Raw genomic sequence first — 22,096 nt, 5'->3', positions numbered from 1 at the left:
GCCGATCGGCCGTTTGTCCTCTCACCGGATTGATCCGGTGACGTCCTCGCGCGGCGGCGACGACTCCACGCAGCGAGGGCAGATCACGAGCTTGCTGCCGAGCTGCCTGTCGTTCTCCGCCTGTATTTCGTCATGGACCGCCCACCATGCCTCGGAGTATGGGCGCAAAGTACCGAGCACCCTTTCCCGTTCCTGATTGGGATCGCTTGCCGCGGGCGCGTCATTCGTGACGCGCCGCTTCGCGACATGAGGACGGTTCGGATCCTTGCCAAGGCCATCCCACGCGATGGGACGACGTTCCTGCGCTGAAGCGCCTGCGCATCCGATCAGCGCTGTGCAAAAAGTGAGCAAGATTAAGCCGTGTCGAATCATGCCGGGCCTTTGCTGCGTATGCGACGCGCAGAATCCGCGTGAGACACGCGCATCACGTCGGTTCAATGGAACTCAAGGCAAATCAAATTTTGCCGGCATGGCCGAATATGAGTCGTGCTTTCGCATCACTTTGCGGGCGCAGTGAGGCCGCTTCGTGAAATCAACTGCATCGCACAACAATTGGCGCAATATTGGGCTGTGATCTGCACGCCAGAATCGCTATTGGTGATTCATAAAAGCTACAAACTGGGATGGACGTCACTTGCAAGGGAGCGACCGATGGCGGCGGCGCTACAGATCAATTTTGCTCTTTGGGGAATGCTCATCTGCGCCAGCGCAAAGCTGGTGCCGGTGATACAGACTCTCTTTTGAAGACAGCCAGCGCCTGATGGCGCAGATCACCCGGTGCGCACGCCGTAAGCGAGCGCAGCGAACATGGCGTATGGCCTCGGACCAGCCAAGCAATCGCCTTCGATGTGACGCGGTTCACAGAGCTCATTGACGTCACACCCGTGGCAGCTGTCAGCTTCGTCAGCGACACCGCGGATAGATCGCGGCGAGATCGCGCCCCTTTAGCAGCAGCAGCCGTGAGCTCAAGCCGCCGTGGCGGCTGATCCAGTCGCGCACCGGGCCGGGATAGGCGGCAAGCACTGCGACCGATGCCTCCGGCTCGGCAGAGAAGCGCCCGCGCCGGTCCACCGAACGCGCGGCGTGGAAACCGAGCACGGCACGCTTGGTGACGCAGATGCGCTCGCCCGGGACGATGCTCAGCACCAGCGTGCAAGCGGACAGGCAGGGACCGTCGATCACCACGCGCTCGCCGCTCTCGCGCACTTTTTCGAACAGATCGAGGAACGGCCCGACCTGTCCGCCCGGAGACTGGATGATGCGGATCTCGGCCGCGGCGGGCGTGACGGCGAGCAGCGCGGATGCGAGCATCAGCACCTTGGGAAAGATGAGGCGTCGCATGAACTCTCCACCAACTCGATTTTGTAGGGTGGGTTAGCTGAGCGATTGCGCGAAGCGCAATGGCTCGGCGTAACCCACCATCTTCGGCCTCGCGTGAGAAGAGGTGGGTTACGCCCAACGGCCCGCGCTTCGCGCAGCCGCAGCGCTAACCCACCCTACATGTCCTACCCATTCCGCCTTTGCCCGCGCAGCGTCGGCAGGCCGATGCCCGCCGCATCGAAGCCGCCATCCACGGCCAAAATTTGGCCGGTGATGTAGCTCGCACGGCCTGAGCACAGGAAATAGATCGCTTCCGCGAGCTCCTCTTCCAGGCCGTAGCGGTTGAGCGGAATGGCGTCGTGATAGTCTGCGCGGATCTCCTTGGTGTGCACCTGCTTCGCCATCGCGGTGTCGACCGGTCCCGGCGCGACGGCGTTGACGCGGATGTTGAGGGAGGCGAGCTCGACCGCGAGCTGCTTGGTGAGGTGCGCAAGGCCCGCCTTGCTGGTGCCGTAGGCCGAGCGCAGCGTCGAGGCGCGCACAGCCGAGATCGAGGTGATGTTGACGATGGCGCCGCCATTGCCGTCGCGCATCAAGGGCACCGCCGCCTTGGTGCAGAGGAACGGTCCGGTGAGGTTGACCTCGAGCACGCGGCGCCAGTCAGCCTCTGACGTCTCCATCAGCGGCGCGAACACCGCGATGCCGGCATTGTTGACCAGCGCATCCAGCCGGCCGAACCGCCGCTCGATTGCCGTCATTGCGGCGCTGACCGCGGCCGCGTCCGAAACGTCGCAGGTCATCGCCAACGTCGCCTCGCTTTGGCCGATTTTCGGCGACCGCGCGGCCGAGCAGTTCGCCCTCGATGTCGAGCAGCGCCGCGCGCCAGCCCTCGGCCAGGAATTTCTTCGCGGTCGCAAGCCCGATGCCGCGCGCGGCTCCGGTGACGAGGGCGACTTTTTGCGGGGCTTGCGGCATTGGCTGATCTGTCCTGTGTCCGGAACGGGGCGCGCGAGCGCGCTGGCCCCTTTTACTTCGCTTTCGTTCCGGCATGAAAGGCCTCGACCCGCGCCTATCGGGCCCAATGCGGCCCAAATGCGCCTGCCGCGGTTGCGCTGCGGCCTCGAAAAAAATTCTGCCCCGCTGTCGGCTCGGCGGAAGGTCGTTCGTCTTGGAGGGGAGCGCGGGCCAGCTGTTTCGGCCCGCAGGACATATCGGAATGACTGAGAGCAGCGAGCAAGTTCCATGCGATTCATGATGCTGATGATCCCGCTCGGCTACGAGAACGCGCCGCCGGACGTGCAGCTCGATCCGGATCGCGTCGCGGCGATGATGCGCTATAATGAGGCGCTCAGAGATGCCGGCGTGCTGATCACGCTCGACGGCCTGCATCCGCCCTCGATGGGCGCACGCGTCTCGTTTGCGACCGGCGTGCCTGTCGTGATCGACGGGCCGTTCACTGAAGCCAAGGAAGCCCTGGGCGGCTACTGGATGATCGAGGTCGCCTCGCGCGCCGAGGCGATCGCCTGGGCGAAGAAGTGTCCTGCCTCGCCCAACGAGATCATCGAGATCCGGCAGGTGCAGGAGCTGGTCGACTACTCGCCCGAAGTGCAGGAGGTCGTGGCCGGGTTTGGCGACCTGAAGACGTAGACGAGACGGCCGCTAGGCGATTTTCCAATCGATCAACCCTAAGGAGAAATCCATGAGCACCGAACACAAATTCCTTGCCGTCTATCTCGGCAGCATGAGCGGATCGAAAATGGCGGCCTGGCGCGCGCTGCCCGAGGCCGAACGGAAGGCGAAGGAGCAAGAGGGCATGGCCGCCTGGCACGGTTGGGTCGAGAAGCACAAGTCCGTCATCGTCGAGATGGGCGGCCCGCTCGGCAAGACCCGCAGGATCGACGCGAATGGCATCACCGAGATCAGCAACGCGCTGACCGGTTTCACGGTGGTGCGCGCCGCCTCGCAGGAGGAAGCTGCAAAGCTCTTCGAGAACCATCCGCATTTTGCGATCTTCCCTGGCGAGGCGATCGAGGTCATGCCCGTGCTGCCGCTTCCCCAGATGTAGCCTGGCAACATTGTTTCCGGGCCCGATGCCTGCCGCATCGGCCCGGAAGCACCGTGGAAGTACGGGGTTAATCACGCGCGATTCCCGCTAGTGACCTTCACCTCCGGCTCATGTAAAGGTCGTTCACATGAGCTGGCGCAAGGAGCAGCGCCGCGCCGAGCGCGGCTATCACCACGGCAATCTGAAGGAGGCCCTGTTGCAGGCCGCTCTCGGCCTGATCGCCGAGAAGGGCGCGGCGGGCTTCACCTTCGCCGATGCCGCGCGCATGGCCGGCGTCAGCGCGGCGGCGCCCTATCGGCATTTCCGCGACCGCGACGAGCTCCTGTCCTCGATCGCGCAGCGCGGATTTGAGCAGTTCGAGGCGCGCCTGTCCGCGGCTTGGGACGACGGGCGGCCCGACACGGTCACCGCGTTCGAACGCGTCGGCAAGGCCTATCTCGCCTTTGCCCGCGAGGAGCCCGCCTTCTACAATGCGATGTTCGAATCGGGCGTGCCGGTGGATGTCAATCCCGCACTCCAGGCTGCCAGCGAACGGGCCTTCAACATCATCCGTGCCGCGGCCGAGCGCCTCGCTGCGCTGACGCCGCCGGGCACGCCCCGTCCGCCGGCGATGATGATGGCGCTGCACATCTGGTCGATGTCGCACGGCGTCGCCTCACTGTTCTCGCGTGGCGATGCCGCGCGGCGCAAGCTGCCGATGTCGCCGGACGAACTGCTAGAGGCCGAAGTGCTGATCTATCTGCGCGGGCTCGGCTTCCCGATCGACCGCCGTCCGGCCAGCAAGAGTGCCGAGCCGCCGCCGGTGCCGCCGGAGGCTTCCTCCGGTTCGGGCGTGCCTCCGGGTGGCCCCTGGGGCAAGCCGAAATAAAATTGCGCAAATAATCACGCGGGCGTGTCTTGCGGCCAGCTTGACAAAATCGCGGGATGGTCTAGCTATGTAAATGTTATTTACATTCACAACGGCGCTGGTGCCGTGATGGAGATGGGAAATGGCCTACACCGCTGATGTCAATCGATGGCGCGGCCCTTCGGACCAATACCAACAGTACGAGCGTCCCCGCATGCTCGATACGCCCTGGCATCCCGGCTGGATCGCCGTGACCATTCTCGGCTTCATCATCTGGTGGCCGATCGGACTTGCCCTTCTCTTTTTCACACTCGGGAGCAGAAGAATGTCGTGCTGGAGCCACCAGGATCGCTGGCAGAACAAGATGGAGCGGATGCAGTACAAGATGGATCGCATGCGTGACCGCATGGAGCGCCGCGGCTTCGGCTTTGGCTTCGGCCCGCCGTCCTCCGGCAATCGCGCCTTCGACGAATATCGCGCCGAGACGCTGCAGCGCCTCGAGGAAGAGCAGCGCGAGTTCAAGGATTTCCTGACCCGTCTGCGTCACGCCAAGGACAAGGAAGAGTTCGATCAGTTCATGGCGCAGCACAAGACGCGCCCGACCCCGCCGCCGACCGATCAGCAGCAGGGGTGACATCTCTCAAAGCCTTCAGGCGCATGCCCCCAAAGTCCTGATGGCCCCGAGCCGCCCGCCCGCGCAACCCGCAGGCGGGCGGTCTGGTTTTTGGAGGTAGCGTAGCGCGCAGCCGCGACGGCTCAGGTCGCTGCGAGCTGCGCGCGAACCGACGCCAGGAAGTGTTCGTAGGCGTGGTCCACGATCTCGTTGAGGGACCGCGTGCGCGCGAACATCGCCTTGGCCTCGGCGAGAAACTCCTCGCGTGTCGGAATCTTCGGCAGATGCAGATGCGTCAGCGCGTCGACGCCTTCATGCGCGCGATCGAGGATGTCGTGCAGCGTCGGCAGCTGCAACTGGGCGAGATCGGCCCGGCGCCGCGCCGACGAGATCGCATGCGCCAGGGTCTGCGCATCGAACCGTCCGGCGAGCTCGCGCGCGGCCCGCTGGATGACCCGCGCGCCGAGCGGCTGCTCGTTGCGCAGCACCTGTTCGGGCGGTGCCTTCATGTTCCAGACGACGCCGATCCACGACAGGACCGTCAAGACGTAATAGGTCACGTCGACTTCCCACCAGCGAAAGCCTTGCCGCACGCTGCTCTGATAGGCGTGGTGATTGTTGTGCCAGCCTTCACCCAACGTGAACAATGCCAGAAGCCAGTTGTTGCGGGAATCATCGCCCGTCACGTAGCGCTTGCGTCCGTGAACATGGGCAAGTGAATTGATGCAGAAGGTCGCGTGATAGAGCAGCACCGTGCTCCAGAGAAAGCCGACGACCAGACCTGACCATCCCGCCATCAGGAAGCAGAGCGCTGCAAGCGTAAAGGCCGGCAGCAGCTCGAGCCGATGCAGCCACATCAGCTCCGGATAGGCGGCGAAATCGGCGACTTTCACGAGGTCGGTCCCGTCGTGCCGCCGGTAAAAGATCCAGCCGAGATGGCTGTAGAGGAAGCCGCGGTGACGCGGCGAATGCACGTCAGTCTCGGTATCGGAATGCAGGTGATGGTGTCGATGCTTGGCCGCCCACCACAAGACGCTCTTCTGCGCGCTGCTCTGTGCGAGGCAGGCCAGGACGAACTGAAACACCCGGCCGGTCGCAAACGCCCGATGCGAGAAATAGCGGTGATAGCCGGCGCCGATCGCAAACATCCGCACGCAGTAGAGTGAGATGCAGATCGCGACGGCCTGCCAATCGATGCCTGACCAGACCGCTGCAATGCAGCCGAGATGGACCAGGAGAAACGGTAGGACGGAGGGATACATGATGTCGTCGTGCTGGTCGTCGGCGGCGGTATTGGGCGACATGTTTTCAGAGTGACCTTGAACGAAGAGGATGCGCGCCTCGCTCCAGCGGAGCTAAAGCCTGCCAGGTGTGAAAAACCCCGCTGATGGCGTGCCACCGCGGGGTCGCGATTCATTCCGGCCAAAGCAGTCGGCCGAAGCTCGATGGCTGAACATATGGTTCTGAATGCCTGGTATGCAAGCACGTAGTCTCACGGAGCCGCTGCGGCGCTGAGCCACTGGCCGGCTTGGCGCACAGGTGGCCGACGGCCTAGATTTGTCACCTGAGAAGGAAGCATTCGGAGGCGACGGTGACGGGAGCCATGACGGTGACGAGCGGCGACCTCTGGCGGCAGATGCGCGCCGAGGCGCAACACGCAGGCGCCGCAGATCCCATCTTCGGCAGGGTCCTTGCAGACGCAATTCTCGCCCACGACGATCTTGGCGCCGCCTTGTCCGATCTGATCGGGCGACGGCTTGGCGGCAGCGCCGCCACGCGCGCGCGCTTCACGGCATTCGCCAACGAGACCTTGCACGGCGAGCCGGATCTGGTCGAGGCGGCAAGCCGCGACCTGCAAGCCATCGTGCTTCGCGATCCGGCCGTCGCCGGCCTGTTGCCGCCGATGCTGCATTTCAAGGGGTATGCGGCGCTGCAAGCCTGGCGCGTCTCAAACTGGCTCTGGGGTCATGGCCATCGCGACGCGGCGCTGCTGTTTCAGAACGAGGCGTCGAACGTGCTCCAGGTCAGCATTCATCCAACAGCCTGCATCGGGTCCGCCGCGTATCTCGATCATGCCACCGGCATCGTGATCGGCGCCAACGTCGTTATCGGTGACGACGTCACCATCCTCCAGAACGTCAGCATCGGCCGCAGCAGTGAGCTGCCGGCGCGCTCGCCGCGCATTGGTCGCGGCGTCTACATCGGCGCGGGCGCAAGCATCCTCGGCGACATCAGCATCGGCGATTTCGCCAAGGTCGGCGCCGGCACGATCGTGACCGGCGACGTGCCGGGGGGCTGCACCGCAATCGGCAATCCTGCGCGATTGACCAATTGCCCGGAGCCTGCCTCCGCGGCTTGACGTACCGTCACATCGTTAGGCGGCGCGGCGGTGGCTTTCGCCGCCATGATGCGGCGTGACCGGCTCCGAGCTGGTCTGGCCCGGTGCATCCAGCACGGCGACGTGATGCCGGTAGACCATCTCCCAGCCCTTCCATCCCGTGAACAGGAGAATGCCGACCACGATTAGGGAGAGCACCACGCCCCACGGCTTGATCGCAGCCTCTGCACCCTGCGCGTAGCGAAGATAGAAATTGACCAGCGCCAGTATGACCGCCGTGAGATTGCCGACCATGTGGTACCAGGCATCGTTGAGACGGCGGATGCGCGGCTCGCTCAAGAAGTCCGTGAAGCCGGCTGCGGCGGCAAGCAGCGCCATGGCGATGCCGGCGCCGATCAGCCACATCGCGGCGCGTGCCCAGAAGGCGTCACCGGTTCCGATGAAGGCCAGATCGACGATGGGCGCGCCGACCAGGAACGCGACGGGGAACGGGATGAGCATGGGGTGGAGCGGGTGATCGCCGATGGCTGCAGTCGTCTTTGGGTTGATGGTCATGGCAAGGCCTCGCTGAAAGTGATTTTCCGGACAATTTTTGGCGCGAGGGCTGGTTCCTCCGGTTGGGGAAGAGTGCACGCGGAACTCGCGTCCGGGACTCCGGACCATGTCTGTCTCGGCGGCGATCCCCCTGCACTGCCTACCTTTCCCGCAGCCAAACTCGCCGCCAGTAACCCCGCATTAACCATCGGCGGGCTCTGGTAAGTGTGGACAGGCGTGCCCGAGCCCGAAGTCAAGGCCTGGGGTCAAGGCCCCTTAGTTTTGACATCTTGGCGGGGAATGCAGGCGGCCGGCTTTGGACGAGCCCTGCACCCCAGAAAGACAAGGCTTTGAGCGGGCTTGCCGGCCGCGCCAGTTTCTAGCGCGGCTGTTGGGGAACACCGGCAGCGATTTGCTGGCCGAAGGACATTAGGTAACGATCGCCTTGAGAGGATACTGCTTATGAATCCGGCCGACGTGGCTCAGTCAGCCCTTCCGGTTGCTGCCTCCGCCGACGTGTCGCTGATTGCGCTGTTCTGGCAGGCTCACTGGATCGTGAAAGCGGTGATGCTGGGACTTCTGTCCTGCTCGGTCTGGGTCTGGGCGATCGCCATCGACAAGATCTTTCTTTACGCGCGCACCCGGCGCTCGATGGATCGGTTTGAGCAGGCGTTCTGGTCCGGCGAGTCGATCGAGGAGCTCTATCGCACGCTCTCGGCCAAGCCGACGCATTCCATGGCGGCCTGCTTTGTGGCGGCGATGCGCGAGTGGAAGCGCTCGTTCGAGAGCCACGCCCGCTCGGTCGCGGGCCTGCAGATGCGCATCGACAAGGTGATGAACGTCTCGATCGCGCGCGAGGTCGAGCGGCTGGAACGGCGTCTGCTGGTGCTGGCGACGGTCGGCTCCGCCGGCCCCTTCGTCGGCCTGTTCGGCACGGTCTGGGGCATCATGTCGAGCTTCCAGTCGATCGCGGCGTCGAAAAATACCTCCCTGGCGGTTGTGGCCCCCGGTATCGCGGAGGCGCTGTTTGCGACCGCCGTCGGCCTTATCGCCGCCATTCCTGCCACTATTTTCTACAATAAGTTCACCTCCGAGGTGAACCGTCAGGCCCAGCGGCTGGAGGGCTTCGCCGATGAATTTTCAGCCATTTTGTCTCGTCAGATCGACGAGCGGGGCTGACGGACGGCATGTATAGTGTGAAGGGCAATTTGGGCACGCGATCATGGCGATGAACGTTGCAAGTTCGTCCGGCGGCGGCGGGCGCCGCGGCCGGCGCAAGCCGGTCGTGGCCGAAATCAACGTCACGCCGATGGTCGACGTCATGCTGGTGCTGCTCATCATCTTCATGGTGTCGGCACCGATGTTGACCGTCGGCGTGCCGCTCGACCTGCCCCAGACCCAGGCCAAGAGCCTCGAAAACAACGACCAGAAGCCGATCCAGATGTCGGTCGACATCAAGGGCAAGGTGTTCATCAACGATGCCGAGATCGCGCTGAACGAGCTGGTGCCGAAGCTCAAGGCGATCACGGACGCGCGCGGCGGGCTCGATGAACGCATCTACCTGCGCGCCGACAAGAAGGCCGATTACGGCACCGTTGCCAAGGTCATGGGCCTGTTGTCCGGCGCCGGATTCAAGAAGCTGGCCCTCGTCACGGAAGCGGATCAGGGGTAAGCGGTGAAGGTGAACGTCGACAAGACACTCGTTGCGTCGATTGCCGTCCACGTCCTCGTGCTGGGATGGGGGCTCGTCACCTTCAGCAGCAAGGCCTACGTCGCGCCGGAGGAGTCGCTTCCGGTCGACATCATCTCCACCGATCAGCTTGCCAAGATGATGGCCGGGCAGAAGACCGGCGAGAAGGACAAGCCGAAGCCCAAGGTCGAGAAGATCGCGGAAGCGAAGCCCGAGGAAGACGCCGTCGGCAAGGTCACCGAGAAGAAAGAGCTGATCAAGACCAATTCGCAGCCAGAGCCGCCGCCGAAACCCGTCGAGAAGCCGGTCGAGAAGAAGCCTGAGCCGCCGAAGCCCGTCGCCGAGGCCAAGCCGAAGGAAGAGCCGAAGCCGCAGGAAAAGAAGCCTGACCCGGCCAAGGAAGATCCGATCGCCGAGCTGCAGAAGAAGCTGGAGACCAAGAAGCCCCCGCCCAAGCCCGTGGAGCAGAAGGTCGCGGCGGTACAGCCGCAGCAGCAGCCGAAGCCGAAGGAGCGCACCTTCGACCCCGCGCAGATTCAGCGCGATCTCGACAAGCGCGCCGCGACCCGGCACGAGCTCGCCGGCTCGGCGCTGAATGCATCGGCTTCGCTGGGAGCGGCGACCGGGACTGCCGCCAACAACGTTGCGACCTGGCGCGGTGCATTCCAGGGCGCGGTCAAGCGCTGCTTCACGCCGACCTATAACGGGCAGGACGCCGACCAGTACGAAGCCGACATCGACATTCCCATGAAGATCGACGGATCGCTAGCCGCCGAGCCGATCGTCGTCGCGGTGCGGGGACCGTCGCGCTCGATTGCTCAGGCCATTGCCGAGAGCGCCAAGCGCGCCATCGTGCAGTGCCAGGTCTATTCGTTCATGCCGAAGCAGCAGTACGAAAGCTGGAAGCTCATTCCGATGACTTTCGGCCTGAAAGATATGTTGTGACATCCGAACAAAAGAATTTTGCGATGAATGACGTGAGCTCGATGAACCGCCGCCGCTTCATGACCCTGACCGGATCGACGCTTGCGCTGCTTGGGAGTGGACGCGCCTTCGCTCAAGGGCAGGACGGCCGCCTCCGCATCGATCCCACGGCATTCCAGCCGATCCCGATCGCGATCACCAATTTCGTGCCGGGCTCGCCCTCCGACGGCGACGTCGGCAACGGTGTCACGCAAGTCATCACAAACAATCTCAAGCGCTCGGGGCTGTTTGCCCCGATCGACCAGGCCGCCTTCATCGAGCGCATCAGCAACATCGACGTCGCGCCGCAATTCCAGAACTGGAAGACGCTCAACGCGCAGGCCCTCGTCACCGGCCGCATGACGCGCCAGCCCGATGGCCGGCTGAAGGCCGAATTCCGTCTGTGGGATGTGATCTCCGGCCAGCAGCTTGCCGGCCAGCAATATTTCACCTCGCCGGAATATTGGCGCCGCATCGCCCACATCATCTCCGACCAGATCTACGAGCGGATGACCGGCGAGAAGGGCTATTTCGACAGCCGCGTCGTGTTCGTGGACGAGACCGGGCCGAAGGAGCGCCGCGTCAAGCGGCTCGCGATGATGGACCAGGACGGCGCCAATGTGCGTTACCTGACCCGCGGCTCCGATCTCGTGCTGACGCCGCGCTTCTCGCCGAACTCGCAAGAGATCACCTACATGGAGTTCGGCCAGGGCGATCCGAAGGTCTATCTCTTCAACATCGAGACCGGCCAGCGCGAGATCGTCGGCAACTTCCCCGGCATGACCTTCGCACCGCGCTTCTCGCCGGACGGCCAGCGCGTCATCATGAGCCTGCAGCAGGGCGGCAATTCCAACCTGTTCGTGATGGATCTGCGGTCGCGCTCGACCACGCGCCTCACCGACACGCCGGCGATCGACACGTCTCCGTCTTACTCGCCGGACGGCACCCGCATCTGCTTCGAGTCCGATCGCGGCGGCAGGTCGCAGATCTACGTGATGGCGGCAGGCGGAGGGCAGGCGCAGCGGATCTCGTTCTCCAAGGACGACACCAACGCCAGCTATTCCACGCCGGTGTGGTCGCCGAAGGGCGACTACATCGCCTTCACCAGGCAGGGCGGCGGACAGTTCGCGATCGGCGTCATGAAGCCGGACGGCTCCGGCGAGCGGTTGCTCACCTCCGGCTTCCACAACGAGGGGCCGACCTTCTCGCCGAACGGCCGCGTGCTGATGTTCTTCCGCGACCCCGGCGGCAATGGCGGACCGTCGCTGTACTCGGTCGACATCTCCGGCCGCAACGAGCTGAAGGTGCCGACGCCGGGCTTTGCCTCGGACCCCGCATGGTCGCCGCTCTTGTCCTCGACTTCGGGCTGACAAGATCGCAGTTGAAACATCGCGTGTTCAGACGCGCGATGTTTTCGAAAAAGCGCGCCGATTTTTTCGCGTTCGCTGCGAAGGGCAAGACTTTCTTCACCTTGTGCCCGGCAAGGCTTGCCTACCTGCTTGATATGTAAGCGGAAATCGCTTCGCTATTGCCGAAAAACAACCCGACTTTAACGATGTTCCCTCAGAAAAGCTTCATCTCGGCTGGGTAAGACTACGCGCCCAAACAGGACGCGCGTACAAACCAAAATGCAGTTCGCAAGCCAGAGCGGAGAGCACGGGCAGCCGCCGCCGGTCAACCCGGCAGCGCAGATCGATTCGCTCTTTGAAGCGCCGGGGCCGCTGCTTGCCGGTCTCATCTTCGTGTCGATCGGTGCTGCGCTGACCGCGCTGAAGACGGGCGAACCCCTCATTTGGGCGTGTGTGGCGCTTCTCGTCCTGGCCGGGACGGTGCGGGCGATCGATTTGCGTCGCTATCAGGCACGCAATTCGAGCGTGACCGCCGAGGCGGCCAAACGCTGGCAGACGCGGTATCAGATCGGGGCGAAGATTCAGGCTGCTGCGATTGGCACCTGGTGCGGCACGACCCTGCTCGCCACCGACGACGCGGTCGCGCACATGATCGCGCTGTCGGTCACCACAGGCATCGCCGCAGGGGGGGCGGGAAGGGCGTACGGACGGCCGTCGATCTTCCACCTCCAGGCCGTGCTCATTTTCGCCCCGGCGGTGTTGGCGTTGGCGTGGCGCGGCACGCCTTACTATATCGCGATGGCGGTTGTGAGCGCTGCCTTCCTGTTGGCGATCATGCAGCTTTCGGTCAACCTGCACCGGATATTCATGGGCGCGGTGGTGGCGCGTGAACGCGAAGCGGCGCTCGCAGGCCAGTTCGATACCGCCCTCAACAACATGCCGCACGGGCTTTGCATGTTCCACCGCGATGGGCAGCTTGCGGTGATGAATCACCGTTTCGCGGCGATGATGAGCCTGCCCGACAATCTGCCGCAGAGCGGCACCAGCGCGCGCGACATCGTCGCGGCGTGTGTCAAAGCCGGATCCGTCTCCGCTGCGAACGGCGAGCAGATCATCGCTGGCATCGAGAGTTCGCGGGAGAAGGAGATCATCACCGCCGATACGAACATCGAGCGAAATCGGTCGCTGTCCTGGACCGTCCAGCCGATGGCGGACGGAGGAGCGGTGGTGCTGCTCGAGGATATTACGGAGCGGCGCAACGCCGAAGCCAAGATCAGCCATCTTGCGCGATATGACGACCTCACGGCACTGCCGAACAGGGTCAATTTCCGCGACGAGATCGAGCACCTGCTGGCTGTCTCGCACGACGCGGCGCAGCTCTCCGCGCTGCTCTTCATCGACCTCGACCAGTTCAAGCAGGTCAACGATACGCTGGGCCATCCCTGCGGCGACCAGCTCCTGTGCGCCGTCGCCAACCGCCTGCGCGAGATGCTGCGCCCCGAGGATTTCGTCGCCCGGTTCGGCGGCGACGAGTTCGTCGTGTTCCAGCAGAACCTCACCGCGCCCGAGGACGCCGCAGCGCTCGCCCGCCGCATCGTCGAGCGGTTGAGCGAGCGTTATCGCATCGACAATCATCTGGTCGAGATCGGCGCCAGCGTCGGCATCGCCCTGACCTCGCCGGACGGCACCAGCGCCGATACGCTGCTCAAGAACGCCGACATGGCGCTGTACCGCGCCAAGGCCGACGGCCGCGGCACCTTCTGCTTCTTCCGCGACGAGATGGCGGCGACCGTCGAGGCGCGGCGCATCCTCGAGCTCGACCTGCGCAAGGCGCTCGCCAACGAGGAATTCGAGCTGTTCTTCCAGCCGCTGGTCAATCTGAAGTCCGGCAAGATCACCACCTGTGAGGCGCTGCTGCGCTGGAATCATCCGGTGCGCGGCACCGTTTCGCCGATCGATATCATCCCGGTCGCCGAGGACATGGGCCTGATCGTCGATCTCGGCCGCTGGATCCTGCGCCGTGCCTGCATGGAATGCATGAAGTGGCCGGAGGGTGTCAGCGTCGCCGTCAACTTCTCGCCGCAGCAATTCCACCAGCGCGATGTCTTGAGCGAAATCCGCTACGCACTCGAAGTGTCGGGCTTGCCGGCGTATCGACTGGAAATCGAGATCACCGAGTCCTCGCTGCTGCGCAACACCCAGCTCACCCACGACATCCTGTCGCAACTGCACGCGCTCGGCGTGCGCATCTCGCTCGACGATTTCGGCACCGGCTATTCCAGCCTCAGCTACCTGCATAACTTCCCGATGCAGAAAGTGAAGATCGATCGCTCCTTCCTTGAAGGCATCGATACCGACCGGCCGTTGACGCTGCTGCGCGGCGTCGCGCGGCTGTCCGCCGACCTCGGCATGGCCGTCGTGGTCGAAGGTATCGAGACCAACGAGCAGCTGGAGCTGATCAGCGCCGACGGCACCGTGACCGAAGGGCAGGGTTACCTGTTCAGCCGGCCCGTTCCGGCGGTGCGGATCCGCCAATTGCTCAACGCCTCGCACGGCCGTCGCATGCCGGACGACCAGCTCGCCGTCGTGTCATCGCGATCGGCCTGATCCTTTCCCGGCAGCTCCTTCATCGCAATCGGCTCCCGCTTGCTCCGTAATCTTGCGGAGCCGCAAAGGTTAACCCTAACAGTTCTAAGGCTTTGCAATTTCGTTAAGGAACCATTAATCTCCTGCTACTCGCGGAAGTTGCTTGGAGTTTAGAGGTAGCAGATGAAGTCCGGAGCCGAACCGACCCCGGCGCTCCTTCCCCGAGGCGCAGCGCTGTTTGACCGCATCGATTACCGGCTCATCGAGACCCCCGAGGACAAGGACAATCTGTATTTGATGCGCTACCGCGCCTATCTGCAGGCCGGTCTGATCGAGCCGTCAGCTTCACTGCGCGTCAGCGATCGCTTCGACGAAACGCCCAACACCTGGAATTTCGGGATCTATGTTGATGGAGAGCTTTGCAGCTCCGTCCGCATCCATCTTCTGACGTCGGAATGGCGGATGTCCTATACCACCGAAGTGTTCGGTGACATCCTGCATCCCCGCCTCGATCGCGGCGAGGTCTTTGTCGATCCGTGTCGGCTTGTTGCAGATCCCGACAAGCACCACCGCTTTCCCGAACTGCCCTACCTGACGGTGCGCCTGGCCTTTGTCGCGTGCGATCATTTCAATGCCGACACCGGGCTTGCCATGATCCGGACCGATCATCAGGCGTTTTACCGCCGCATCTTCCTGCACGAGACCATCTCACCGGAGCCGCGGGGTTTTCCGGGGTGGCCCACCAAGAAGGCGGTCCTGATGGCGACCGACGTCCGGCGGCAGCGGGACAAGGTTCTGGCACGGTTTCCGATCATGCGCTCCAGCGCGTTTGAGCGGCGCATGCTGTTTGAACGCAGCGCCCCGCGCCAGGCTGCCACGCGGCCGGTGCTGCTGACCACGTCGCGGAACCTGGATGTGGCGGCTCCGGCGCTCGGTTCCGTCTAGTCGGGCGAGCCAACTCGATTCGGCCCAAAATTCCAGCAAGTGCCGGCGCTTTTGCCGGCTGACACAGCTTGCCTTCACCCTCGCGCCACATTTACAACCCATTAACCATGCCGGTTGCTTTTCGCTGGTTGGGGGCATTTGACCGGCTGTGGCAAGGTTCCGTCAAGGTTGACGGAACGTTCGCTTAACCAACCCCCTGTAGACCGGACAGCAGTGGACTAACGTGAGCGTGGAGGCTCCGGAATGAAACATCCTATGCGTATCCTCCAGGGATTGAAGCTGGCCGCGGTGCTCGCCGTCGCGCTGTCGATGGGCGCCTGCGCCAACAAGAATGCCGCGACGGATGCGATGGCCAATGCGGCGACGCCCGGCAGCCAGCAGGATTTCGTCGTCAACGTGGGCGACCGCGTGTTTTTCGAAAGCGACCAGACCGATCTGACCCCGCAGGCGATCGTGACGCTGGAGAAGCAGGCGCAGTGGCTCCAGACCTATCCGCGCTACTCCTTCACCATCGAAGGTCATGCCGACGAGCGCGGCACCCGCGAATACAACATCGCCCTCGGCGCCCGGAGAGCCCAGTCGGTGCGCTCGTTCCTCGCCTCGCGCGGCATCGATCCGAACCGCATGCGCACGATCTCCTACGGCAAGGAGCGGCCGGTGGCAGTCTGTAACGACATCTCCTGCTGGTCGCAGAACCGCCGCGCCGTCACTGTCTTGAACGCGAGCTCCTGACGATCAGTCAGGTCCCTGACCATCAGTCAGGCGCCGTTCAGCTTCGGAATTGGATGATGCCGGCGCCCTCTCGGGCGCCGGTTTCGTTTCAGCATTCTGTGACTTAAAACCCCTTGGTACCAGTCACATTTTTGGCGTACTCCACTTCAATGTGTGGCGCGTCGAATGTTCCGTCGCAGGCCATTTCGCTTTTGTCGTCAGGGCAAGATGTCATCCAGATCTAAGGTCTTTACCGGCACCGTGGCGATTGCCGCGCTGCTCTCTTTCTGCTCGCCCGCACTTGCGCAATCGGTGTTCGCGCAGTCGGATGATGCCGACCCGGAGATGCGGATCGAGCGGCTGGAGAACCAGCTGCGCCAGCTCACCGGCCAGAACGAGGAGCTGCAATACCGTAACCGCCAGCTGGAAGAGCGGCTGCGGGCGCTCGAGGGCGGCGCGCAAGGCGCGCCCGGACAGGCGCCCAACGTCGCGGCGATGCCGCCTGCGCAGATCGCACCAAGTCAGATCGCGCCCGGCTATCGCCAGCCGCCGCCGCAACAGCAGGCCGTGCAGCCGAGTTACGAGCAGCCGCAGATCGCCGCTCCCGCGCCGATCGTTCAGGAGCAGCCGGCGCCCGGCGCACCCGGCACGCGCCGCCGTGGCGATGCCTTCGATCCGAACCAGAACCCGAACGCGCCGGGCGCACCGCGCGCGCTCGGCGGCGGCCAGCAGCCGATGCCGGCAGGAGCTCCGAGCGGGGCACCCGGCGGCCGTAACGCGGGCGAGCCGCTCGATCTCGCCAACACCAGCCCGCGCTACCAGCAAGGTGTGCCGCCAGCCGCGCAGCCCGGCTATCCACCGGCCCAATCCGGCTATCCCGCGCCATCGGGCGGCGCCGGCCTGGCGACGCTGCCGCCCTCGGCGACGCCGCGCGACGAGTTCGATCTCGGCATCGGCTACATGCAGCGCAAGGACTATGCACTGGCCGAGCAGACCATGAAGAATTTCGCGCAGAAATATCCGAACGACCCGCTGCTCGGAGACGCGCAATACTGGCTCGGCGAGAGCTACTTCCAGCGCCAGCAATATCGCGATTCCGCGGAAGCCTTCCTCGCCGTCACCACCAAATACGAAAAATCGGCCAAGGCCCCCGACGCGCTGCTGCGGCTCGGCCAGTCGCTCGCCGCGCTGAAGGAGAAGGAGGCCGCCTGCGCCGCCTTCGGCGAGATTGGCCGCAAATATCCGCGCGCCTCCGCCGGCGTCAAAGCGGCGGTCGATCGCGAGCAGAAGCGGGTGAAGTGCTGATCCGCTGACAAAGCGGATGGCGTTGCGCTAAACAGTCGATCCATCAGCGGACGATTGCAGCGTCATGTCAGACGACGACAATTCACCGATCTCGGCGCGCGAGGCGAGGCGGCTCTTCGCCGGCCTGAAGGCTGCGCCGGCGCTGGTGCTTGCGGTCTCCGGCGGGCCCGACTCGGTCGCGCTGATGTGGCTTGCGGCACGCTGGCAGCGCAGCCTTGCGCGCGGCCCGCTTCTCACCGTCGTCACGGTCGACCACGGTCTGCGCCCGGAAGCCGCCCGCGAGGCGCGCGAGGTCAAGCGGCTTGCCACCGAGCTCGGATTGCCGCACCGGACCCTGCGCTGGCGCGGCGCAAAGCCGAAGTCGGGGCTGCCTGCCGCTGCACGCGAGGCCCGTTACCGCCTGCTCGCGAAGGCCGCGCGTGCCGCCGGTGCAAGCCATGTGCTGACTGCCCACACCCGCGACGACCAGGCCGAAACCCTGTTGATGCGCCTCTTCCGCGGCAGCGGACTTGCCGGGCTGTCGGCCATGGCTCCCTTCAGCGCGCGCGACGGAATCGTGCTGGCGCGTCCGCTGCTCGATGTCCCGAAATCGCAGCTGATCGCGACCTTGAAGCGGGCGAAGGTCGGTTTTGCCGAGGACCCCACCAACCGGGACACCGCCTTCACCCGGCCGCGGCTGCGCGCGCTGCTGCCGCTTCTCGCGGCCGAGGGCGGCGACACCCGCAATCTGGCGCGGCTCGCGGCAAGGCTGGCGCGGGCCAATGCGGCGGTCGAGGTGCTGGCCGACGGCGCCGAGCGCTTCCTCCGTTTGCGCGATCGCGGCGATGCGCCACAGGCGGGCGTCCGAAGCTTCGAGGCCTCGGCCTTTGCCGCCCTGCCGGAGGAGGTCCGGCTGCGGCTCCTGCTGCGGGCCATCAACGCGCTCGGACATGAAGGGCCGGCGGAACTCGGCAAGGTGGAAACCCTGCTGTCCGCACTGGACGAGGCCATTGCCGCAAGTCTCGATGCCCGCGCCACCGGCCGGCCGGTCCTGAAGCAGACCCTCGCGGGAGCCTTGATCAGCCTTGCCGGTGGGCGTATCCAGATCGCGCCGGCTCCGGTCCGGCGGCGCACCGGGAAATGAGCACGAATGAGAGCGGATCATGGCACCGGCCGTTTCGCCTCCGCGCCGTCAGGCCACCTTAACCAGGCCGGAAAAACCCCGCCTCGGGCGCCATTATTTCAGCGGGAATCGCTCTAAGATGGGATAAATAGTCCCATCTCGTTCCCTTGGCAGCGACCGGGGCGGCACCTAAATTGTATGCGTCTAACGATGAGGATTCCTTGGGATTTCCTCGCATTGACCAAAGCCACTGCCCAAGGATCAAGGTCGCGATCCGCGCGACCACGAAGGAAGATCGATGAACGCCAATCTGCGCAATTTCGCCCTCTGGGTCATCATTGTTTTGCTGCTATTGGCGTTGTTCACGCTCTTTCAGAACCCGGGTCAGCGGGCCTCCTCGCAGGACATCGCCTTCTCGCAGCTCCTGAGCGAAGTTGATCGCGGCAATGTGCGCGACGTCGTAATCCAGGGGCCGGACATCCACGGCACCTTCACCAACGGCTCGAGCTTCCAGACATACGCGCCGAACGATCCGACGCTGGTGAAGCGGCTCTATGACAGCAAGGTGCAGATCACTGCGAAGCCGCCGGGCGACAACGTGCCCTGGTTCGTCTCGCTGCTGGTCTCCTGGCTGCCCTTCATCGCGCTGATCGGCGTCTGGATCTTCCTGTCCCGGCAGATGCAGGGCGGCGCCGGCAAGGCGATGGGCTTCGGCAAGTCGCGCGCCAAGATGCTGACCGAAGCGCACGGCCGCGTCACCTTCGAGGACGTCGCCGGCGTCGACGAAGCCAAGCAGGACCTGCAGGAGATCGTCGAGTTCCTGCGCGATCCCGGCAAGTTCCAGCGCCTCGGCGGCCGCATTCCGCGCGGCGTGCTGCTGGTCGGCCCTCCCGGCACCGGTAAGACTTTGATCGCGCGTGCGGTCGCCGGCGAAGCCAACGTGCCGTTCTTCACCATTTCGGGTTCTGACTTCGTCGAGATGTTCGTCGGCGTCGGCGCGAGCCGCGTCCGCGACATGTTCGAGCAGGCCAAGAAGAACGCGCCCTGCATCATCTTCATCGACGAAATCGACGCCGTCGGTCGGCACCGTGGCGCCGGTCTCGGCGGCGGCAATGACGAGCGCGAGCAGACGCTGAACCAGTTGCTGGTCGAGATGGACGGCTTTGAGGCCAACGAGGGCGTGATCCTGATCGCCGCGACCAACCGCCCTGATGTGCTCGATCCCGCGCTGCTGCGTCCGGGCCGCTTCGACCGTCAGGTCGTGGTGCCCAATCCCGATGTTGTTGGCCGCGAGCAGATCCTCAAGGTGCATGTCCGTAAAGTTCCGCTGGCGCCCGATATCAATCTCAAGACCATCGCGCGCGGCACGCCGGGCTTCTCCGGCGCCGACCTGATGAACCTCGTCAACGAGGCCGCGCTCACCGCCGCCCGCCGCAACAAGCGGATGGTGACTCAGGCCGAGTTCGAGGAGGCCAAGGACAAGGTGATGATGGGCGCCGAGCGCAAGTCGCTCGTCATGACCGAGGAAGAGAAGCTCTTGACGGCCTATCACGAGGGCGGCCACGCCATCGTCGGCCTCAACGTGCCCGCGACCGATCCGATCCACAAGGCGACCATCATCCCGCGCGGCCGTGCGCTCGGCATGGTCATGCAGCTCCCGGAGCGCGACAAGCTGTCGATGTCGCTGGAGCAGATGACCTCGCGCCTTGCCATCATGATGGGCGGCCGCGTCGCCGAAGAGCTGATCTTCGGCCGCGAGAAGGTGACCTCGGGCGCCGCTTCCGACATCGAGCAGGCCACGCGCCTCGCCCGCATGATGGTGACGCGCTGGGGCCTGTCGGAAGAGCTCGGCACCGTCTCCTACGGCGAGAACCAGGACGAGGTGTTCTTAGGCATGTCGGTGTCGCGAACGCAGAACGCCTCCGAGGCGACGGTCCAGAAGATCGACTCCGAGATCAAGCGCCTAGTCGAGGAAGGCTACAAGGAAGCGACCCGCATCCTCACCGAAAAGCACGCCGATCTCGAGGCGCTCGCCAAGGGTCTGCTGGAGTTCGAGACGCTGACCGGCGATGAGATCGTCGACCTGCTCAAGGGCAAAAAGCCGAACCGCGAGTCCGTGCTTGAGCCCACTACGCCGCGCGCTTCCGCCGTGCCCCCGGCCGGCAAGTCGCCGCGCCCGCGGCCCGATGCGGATCCGGGCCTCGAGCCGCAGCCGCAAGCGTAATCGACAAGCGGCGGATGAAAGCGAAAGACGCGGCGGAAACGCCGCGTTTTTTGTTGGTAATTCCGTTATCCTGAGGTGCGCGCCATGCGACGCGAAGCGGCGCACGGGAAGCCTCGAAGGATGAGCGGCCCCGATGCAGCCGGGCCGTCGCCCTTCGAGGGCCGCTGAAAAAGCGGCCACCTCAGGGTGACGGTGATGGAAGCATCGCTGTATCTGTCCGCGTCATTGTGGATGCAGCTCGCGCAATAGTTTGGCACCGGCTTCGTAGGGTGGGCAAAGGCGCCCTTGCGCCATGCCCACCATCTCTCAGCTGTCGCAACAGAAGTGGTGGGCACGCTGTCGCTTGCCCACCCTGCGATATCTCACTTCGGCGTCGCATCCCGCCGCCGCAGAAACCGCAGCACGTCGTCGGTGAACTGCTCCGGGTCCTGCAGGAACGAGAAGTGGCTGACCTCTGGCTGGATCAGCAGGCCGGCGCCCGGAATGTTCGCGGCCATGAACTCGGTGTTCTCGCGCTTGATCGCCTCGTCGTGATCGCCATCCACGATCCAGGTCGGCACCTTGATCGCCGCGAGATCTGATGCCGTCCATTTCGGCTGGCTCTCCCACATCTTGGTGATCTCGTCGACGAAGCTCTTGTACTGCGTCGGCGTCGGTGAGAGACGCTTGTACTCTTCGCCCGCCCGCGCGATGTAGGCGTTGAAGACCTCGCTCGAGGCGATGTCCGCAACGCCCGACGGATCCGAGTTCGCCGCGAAGGCGAACAGCCTGCTCACCCGCTCCGGATGCTTCATGGCGATGTCGAGACCGATGATCGCACCGTCGCTCCAGCCGACGATCGCCGCCTTCCTGATCTTGAGATGGTCGAGCAGGGCGACCACGTCCGAGGCCATCAGATCGTAGCCATAGGGCTCCTGGTTGCGGCTGCTGCGGCCATGGCCGCGGCTCTCCATGACGATGACCTGATAGTGCCGTTGCAGCGCGCGGACCTGGTGGCCCCAGTAGTTGGCGTTGGCCAGACCGCCATGCAGCAACAGGACGGGCTGGCCGCGGCCGAACACAGCGTACCAGACCTTGACGCCGTTGACGGGTGCAAAGCCACTCTGTGCCGCCTTGGGCAAGGTTGGCGTCGGCGGCAGGCTGAGCCATTGCGGCGCTGCGTGCGCCGTCGTGACCGAGACCGTGATGAGAAGTGCGATGAAGAGATTGCGAAGCAGCATGACACCTTCCTCGTCGGCCATCGGATGATACCGCATGACTGAACGGACGCGTCAGCTCGCAAGACGGTCCGCACCGAGAAGTGAACGCAGCCTGCGATCGCGCGGGCGACAACCCCAACCGAGATGGGCATTTGAAGGCTGGGTGCGCTCTCTCAGTTGCGCACGCGCCGGACCTGTTCAGCCGGGTTTCGATACGGCTTCGACCCGCTCGAGAAATCTGGAGCCGCCGGCCCGCCCCGGGGCGAATGCGGGAAACACTAAAGAAGAACTTAACGCTTGCATCC

21 protein-coding genes and 1 pseudogene are annotated in these 22,096 nt (G+C 64.5%); 16 read left to right on the top strand and 6 right to left on the bottom strand.

Annotated elements, in window-relative coordinates; genetic code table 11:
- Nucleotides 1-21: 21 nt before the first annotated feature.
- The gene (locus ACVIIV_RS02455; protein ID WP_456742742.1) at nucleotides 22-372 is read right to left on the bottom strand and encodes a hypothetical protein; all 351 of its coding nucleotides are present in this window, start codon (nucleotides 370-372) and stop codon (nucleotides 22-24) included.
- Nucleotides 373-486: 114 nt separating this feature from the next.
- Between ACVIIV_RS02455 and ACVIIV_RS02450 the strand changes: the two genes are divergently transcribed.
- A complete protein-coding gene (locus ACVIIV_RS02450) occupies nucleotides 487-744 on the top strand; it encodes a hypothetical protein (RefSeq protein ID WP_456742741.1) in 258 nt (85 codons plus the stop codon).
- Between the two features lie 159 nt (nucleotides 745-903).
- Here ACVIIV_RS02450 and ACVIIV_RS02445 read toward each other — a convergent pair whose 3' ends face one another.
- Together ACVIIV_RS02445 and ACVIIV_RS02440 are read right to left on the bottom strand one after the other, a co-directional pair.
- Nucleotides 904-1,341 (bottom strand): hypothetical protein, encoded by a 438-nt coding sequence (locus ACVIIV_RS02445; protein WP_456742740.1) that lies wholly within the window; start codon nucleotides 1,339-1,341, stop codon nucleotides 904-906.
- Between the two features lie 164 nt (nucleotides 1,342-1,505).
- Nucleotides 1,506-2,295, bottom strand: a pseudogene (locus ACVIIV_RS02440) (SDR family NAD(P)-dependent oxidoreductase).
- Between the two features lie 267 nt (nucleotides 2,296-2,562).
- Between ACVIIV_RS02440 and ACVIIV_RS02435 the strand changes: the two are divergent.
- The 4 genes from ACVIIV_RS02435 (at nucleotide 2,563) to ACVIIV_RS02420 (ending at nucleotide 4,866) form a co-directional block, all read left to right on the top strand.
- Complete coding sequence (locus ACVIIV_RS02435) at nucleotides 2,563-2,967, top strand: YciI family protein (protein ID WP_456742739.1); 405 nt, start codon at nucleotides 2,563-2,565, stop codon at nucleotides 2,965-2,967.
- A gap of 52 nt (nucleotides 2,968-3,019) precedes the next feature.
- Entirely contained in the window at nucleotides 3,020-3,385 is a 366-nt protein-coding gene (locus tag ACVIIV_RS02430) for a hypothetical protein (protein WP_456742738.1), read from the top strand.
- 127 nt (nucleotides 3,386-3,512) lie between these two features.
- Nucleotides 3,513-4,253, top strand: a complete 741-nt coding sequence (locus ACVIIV_RS02425) for a TetR/AcrR family transcriptional regulator (RefSeq protein WP_456742737.1) — start codon at nucleotides 3,513-3,515, stop codon at nucleotides 4,251-4,253.
- Nucleotides 4,254-4,374: 121 nt separating this feature from the next.
- On the top strand, nucleotides 4,375-4,866 hold the full coding sequence (locus ACVIIV_RS02420; RefSeq protein ID WP_456742736.1) for a DUF2852 domain-containing protein: 492 nt from the start codon (nucleotides 4,375-4,377) through the stop codon (nucleotides 4,864-4,866).
- A gap of 122 nt (nucleotides 4,867-4,988) precedes the next feature.
- On the opposite strand, the gene ACVIIV_RS02415 is transcribed toward ACVIIV_RS02420, so the two are convergent.
- Entirely contained in the window at nucleotides 4,989-6,149 is a 1,161-nt protein-coding gene (locus tag ACVIIV_RS02415) for an acyl-CoA desaturase (protein ID WP_456742735.1), read from the bottom strand.
- A 299-nt stretch (nucleotides 6,150-6,448) separates the two neighbouring features.
- Here ACVIIV_RS02415 and ACVIIV_RS02410 point away from each other — a divergent pair, with 299 nt between their 5' ends.
- The gene (locus ACVIIV_RS02410) at nucleotides 6,449-7,204 is read left to right on the top strand and encodes a serine O-acetyltransferase (protein WP_456748652.1); all 756 of its coding nucleotides are present in this window, start codon (nucleotides 6,449-6,451) and stop codon (nucleotides 7,202-7,204) included.
- Nucleotides 7,205-7,219: 15 nt separating this feature from the next.
- Here ACVIIV_RS02410 and ACVIIV_RS02405 read toward each other — a convergent pair whose 3' ends face one another.
- Nucleotides 7,220-7,738, bottom strand: coding sequence for a DUF2231 domain-containing protein (locus ACVIIV_RS02405; protein WP_456742734.1), 519 nt, complete (start codon nucleotides 7,736-7,738; stop codon nucleotides 7,220-7,222).
- Nucleotides 7,739-8,179: 441 nt separating this feature from the next.
- Here ACVIIV_RS02405 and tolQ point away from each other — a divergent pair, with 441 nt between their 5' ends.
- The 10 genes from tolQ to ftsH all read left to right on the top strand — a co-directional run bounded on the left by tolQ (nucleotide 8,180) and on the right by ftsH (nucleotide 20,592).
- Nucleotides 8,180-8,896, top strand: a complete 717-nt coding sequence (gene tolQ / locus ACVIIV_RS02400; protein ID WP_028180156.1) for a protein TolQ — start codon at nucleotides 8,180-8,182, stop codon at nucleotides 8,894-8,896.
- A 43-nt stretch (nucleotides 8,897-8,939) separates the two neighbouring features.
- On the top strand, nucleotides 8,940-9,389 hold the full coding sequence (gene tolR / locus ACVIIV_RS02395) for a protein TolR (RefSeq protein WP_456742733.1): 450 nt from the start codon (nucleotides 8,940-8,942) through the stop codon (nucleotides 9,387-9,389).
- A 3-nt stretch (nucleotides 9,390-9,392) separates the two neighbouring features.
- Entirely contained in the window at nucleotides 9,393-10,352 is a 960-nt protein-coding gene (locus ACVIIV_RS02390; protein WP_456742732.1) for a protein TolA, read from the top strand.
- Between the two features lie 23 nt (nucleotides 10,353-10,375).
- Nucleotides 10,376-11,740, top strand: a complete 1,365-nt coding sequence (gene tolB, locus ACVIIV_RS02385) for a Tol-Pal system beta propeller repeat protein TolB (protein WP_456742731.1) — start codon at nucleotides 10,376-10,378, stop codon at nucleotides 11,738-11,740.
- A gap of 258 nt (nucleotides 11,741-11,998) precedes the next feature.
- Complete coding sequence (locus tag ACVIIV_RS02380) at nucleotides 11,999-14,326, top strand: putative bifunctional diguanylate cyclase/phosphodiesterase (protein ID WP_456742730.1); 2,328 nt, start codon at nucleotides 11,999-12,001, stop codon at nucleotides 14,324-14,326.
- 162 nt (nucleotides 14,327-14,488) lie between these two features.
- On the top strand, nucleotides 14,489-15,250 hold the full coding sequence (locus ACVIIV_RS02375) for an N-acyl amino acid synthase FeeM domain-containing protein (protein ID WP_456742729.1): 762 nt from the start codon (nucleotides 14,489-14,491) through the stop codon (nucleotides 15,248-15,250).
- A gap of 243 nt (nucleotides 15,251-15,493) precedes the next feature.
- A complete protein-coding gene (pal, locus tag ACVIIV_RS02370; protein ID WP_018641585.1) occupies nucleotides 15,494-15,982 on the top strand; it encodes a peptidoglycan-associated lipoprotein Pal in 489 nt (162 codons plus the stop codon).
- 207 nt (nucleotides 15,983-16,189) lie between these two features.
- On the top strand, nucleotides 16,190-17,266 hold the full coding sequence (gene ybgF, locus ACVIIV_RS02365) for a tol-pal system protein YbgF (RefSeq protein ID WP_456742728.1): 1,077 nt from the start codon (nucleotides 16,190-16,192) through the stop codon (nucleotides 17,264-17,266).
- Nucleotides 17,267-17,330: 64 nt separating this feature from the next.
- Nucleotides 17,331-18,389, top strand: a complete 1,059-nt coding sequence (gene tilS, locus ACVIIV_RS02360; protein ID WP_456742727.1) for a tRNA lysidine(34) synthetase TilS — start codon at nucleotides 17,331-17,333, stop codon at nucleotides 18,387-18,389.
- Between the two features lie 277 nt (nucleotides 18,390-18,666).
- Nucleotides 18,667-20,592 carry an ATP-dependent zinc metalloprotease FtsH gene (ftsH, locus tag ACVIIV_RS02355; RefSeq protein WP_008546307.1) on the top strand — a complete coding sequence of 642 codons (1,926 nt, stop codon included), beginning with the start codon at nucleotides 18,667-18,669 and terminating at the stop codon, nucleotides 20,590-20,592.
- A 362-nt stretch (nucleotides 20,593-20,954) separates the two neighbouring features.
- Here the strand turns inward: ftsH and ACVIIV_RS02350 are convergent, their stop codons facing one another.
- Complete coding sequence (locus ACVIIV_RS02350; RefSeq protein ID WP_456742726.1) at nucleotides 20,955-21,812, bottom strand: alpha/beta fold hydrolase; 858 nt, start codon at nucleotides 21,810-21,812, stop codon at nucleotides 20,955-20,957.
- Between the last annotated feature and the right edge of the window lie 284 nt (nucleotides 21,813-22,096).

The sequence above is a fragment of the Bradyrhizobium sp. USDA 4354 genome, assembly GCF_054060315.1.
This window is presented reverse-complemented; position numbering and strand designations above follow the sequence as displayed.

Excerpts from the sequence above, each read along its gene's own strand:
- ACVIIV_RS02455 (WP_456742742.1), bottom strand. The coding sequence starts at position 372 with ATGATTCGACACGGCTTAATCTTGCTCACTTTTTGCACAGCGCTGATC.
- ACVIIV_RS02445 (WP_456742740.1), bottom strand. The coding sequence starts at position 1,341 with ATGCGACGCCTCATCTTTCCCAAGGTGCTGATGCTCGCATCCGCGCTG.
- ACVIIV_RS02435 (WP_456742739.1), top strand. The coding sequence starts at position 2,563 with ATGCGATTCATGATGCTGATGATCCCGCTCGGCTACGAGAACGCGCCG.
- ACVIIV_RS02430 (WP_456742738.1), top strand. The coding sequence starts at position 3,020 with ATGAGCACCGAACACAAATTCCTTGCCGTCTATCTCGGCAGCATGAGC.
- ACVIIV_RS02425 (WP_456742737.1), top strand. The coding sequence starts at position 3,513 with ATGAGCTGGCGCAAGGAGCAGCGCCGCGCCGAGCGCGGCTATCACCAC.
- ACVIIV_RS02420 (WP_456742736.1), top strand. The coding sequence starts at position 4,375 with ATGGCCTACACCGCTGATGTCAATCGATGGCGCGGCCCTTCGGACCAA.
- ACVIIV_RS02415 (WP_456742735.1), bottom strand. The coding sequence starts at position 6,149 with ATGTCGCCCAATACCGCCGCCGACGACCAGCACGACGACATCATGTAT.
- ACVIIV_RS02410 (WP_456748652.1), top strand. The coding sequence starts at position 6,449 with ATGACGGTGACGAGCGGCGACCTCTGGCGGCAGATGCGCGCCGAGGCG.
- ACVIIV_RS02405 (WP_456742734.1), bottom strand. The coding sequence starts at position 7,738 with ATGACCATCAACCCAAAGACGACTGCAGCCATCGGCGATCACCCGCTC.
- tolQ (WP_028180156.1), top strand. The coding sequence starts at position 8,180 with ATGAATCCGGCCGACGTGGCTCAGTCAGCCCTTCCGGTTGCTGCCTCC.
- tolR (WP_456742733.1), top strand. The coding sequence starts at position 8,940 with ATGGCGATGAACGTTGCAAGTTCGTCCGGCGGCGGCGGGCGCCGCGGC.
- tolB (WP_456742731.1), top strand. The coding sequence starts at position 10,376 with ATGAATGACGTGAGCTCGATGAACCGCCGCCGCTTCATGACCCTGACC.
- ACVIIV_RS02380 (WP_456742730.1), top strand. The coding sequence starts at position 11,999 with ATGCAGTTCGCAAGCCAGAGCGGAGAGCACGGGCAGCCGCCGCCGGTC.
- ACVIIV_RS02375 (WP_456742729.1), top strand. The coding sequence starts at position 14,489 with ATGAAGTCCGGAGCCGAACCGACCCCGGCGCTCCTTCCCCGAGGCGCA.
- pal (WP_018641585.1), top strand. The coding sequence starts at position 15,494 with ATGAAACATCCTATGCGTATCCTCCAGGGATTGAAGCTGGCCGCGGTG.
- ybgF (WP_456742728.1), top strand. The coding sequence starts at position 16,190 with ATGTCATCCAGATCTAAGGTCTTTACCGGCACCGTGGCGATTGCCGCG.
- tilS (WP_456742727.1), top strand. The coding sequence starts at position 17,331 with ATGTCAGACGACGACAATTCACCGATCTCGGCGCGCGAGGCGAGGCGG.
- ftsH (WP_008546307.1), top strand. The coding sequence starts at position 18,667 with ATGAACGCCAATCTGCGCAATTTCGCCCTCTGGGTCATCATTGTTTTG.
- ACVIIV_RS02350 (WP_456742726.1), bottom strand. The coding sequence starts at position 21,812 with ATGCTGCTTCGCAATCTCTTCATCGCACTTCTCATCACGGTCTCGGTC.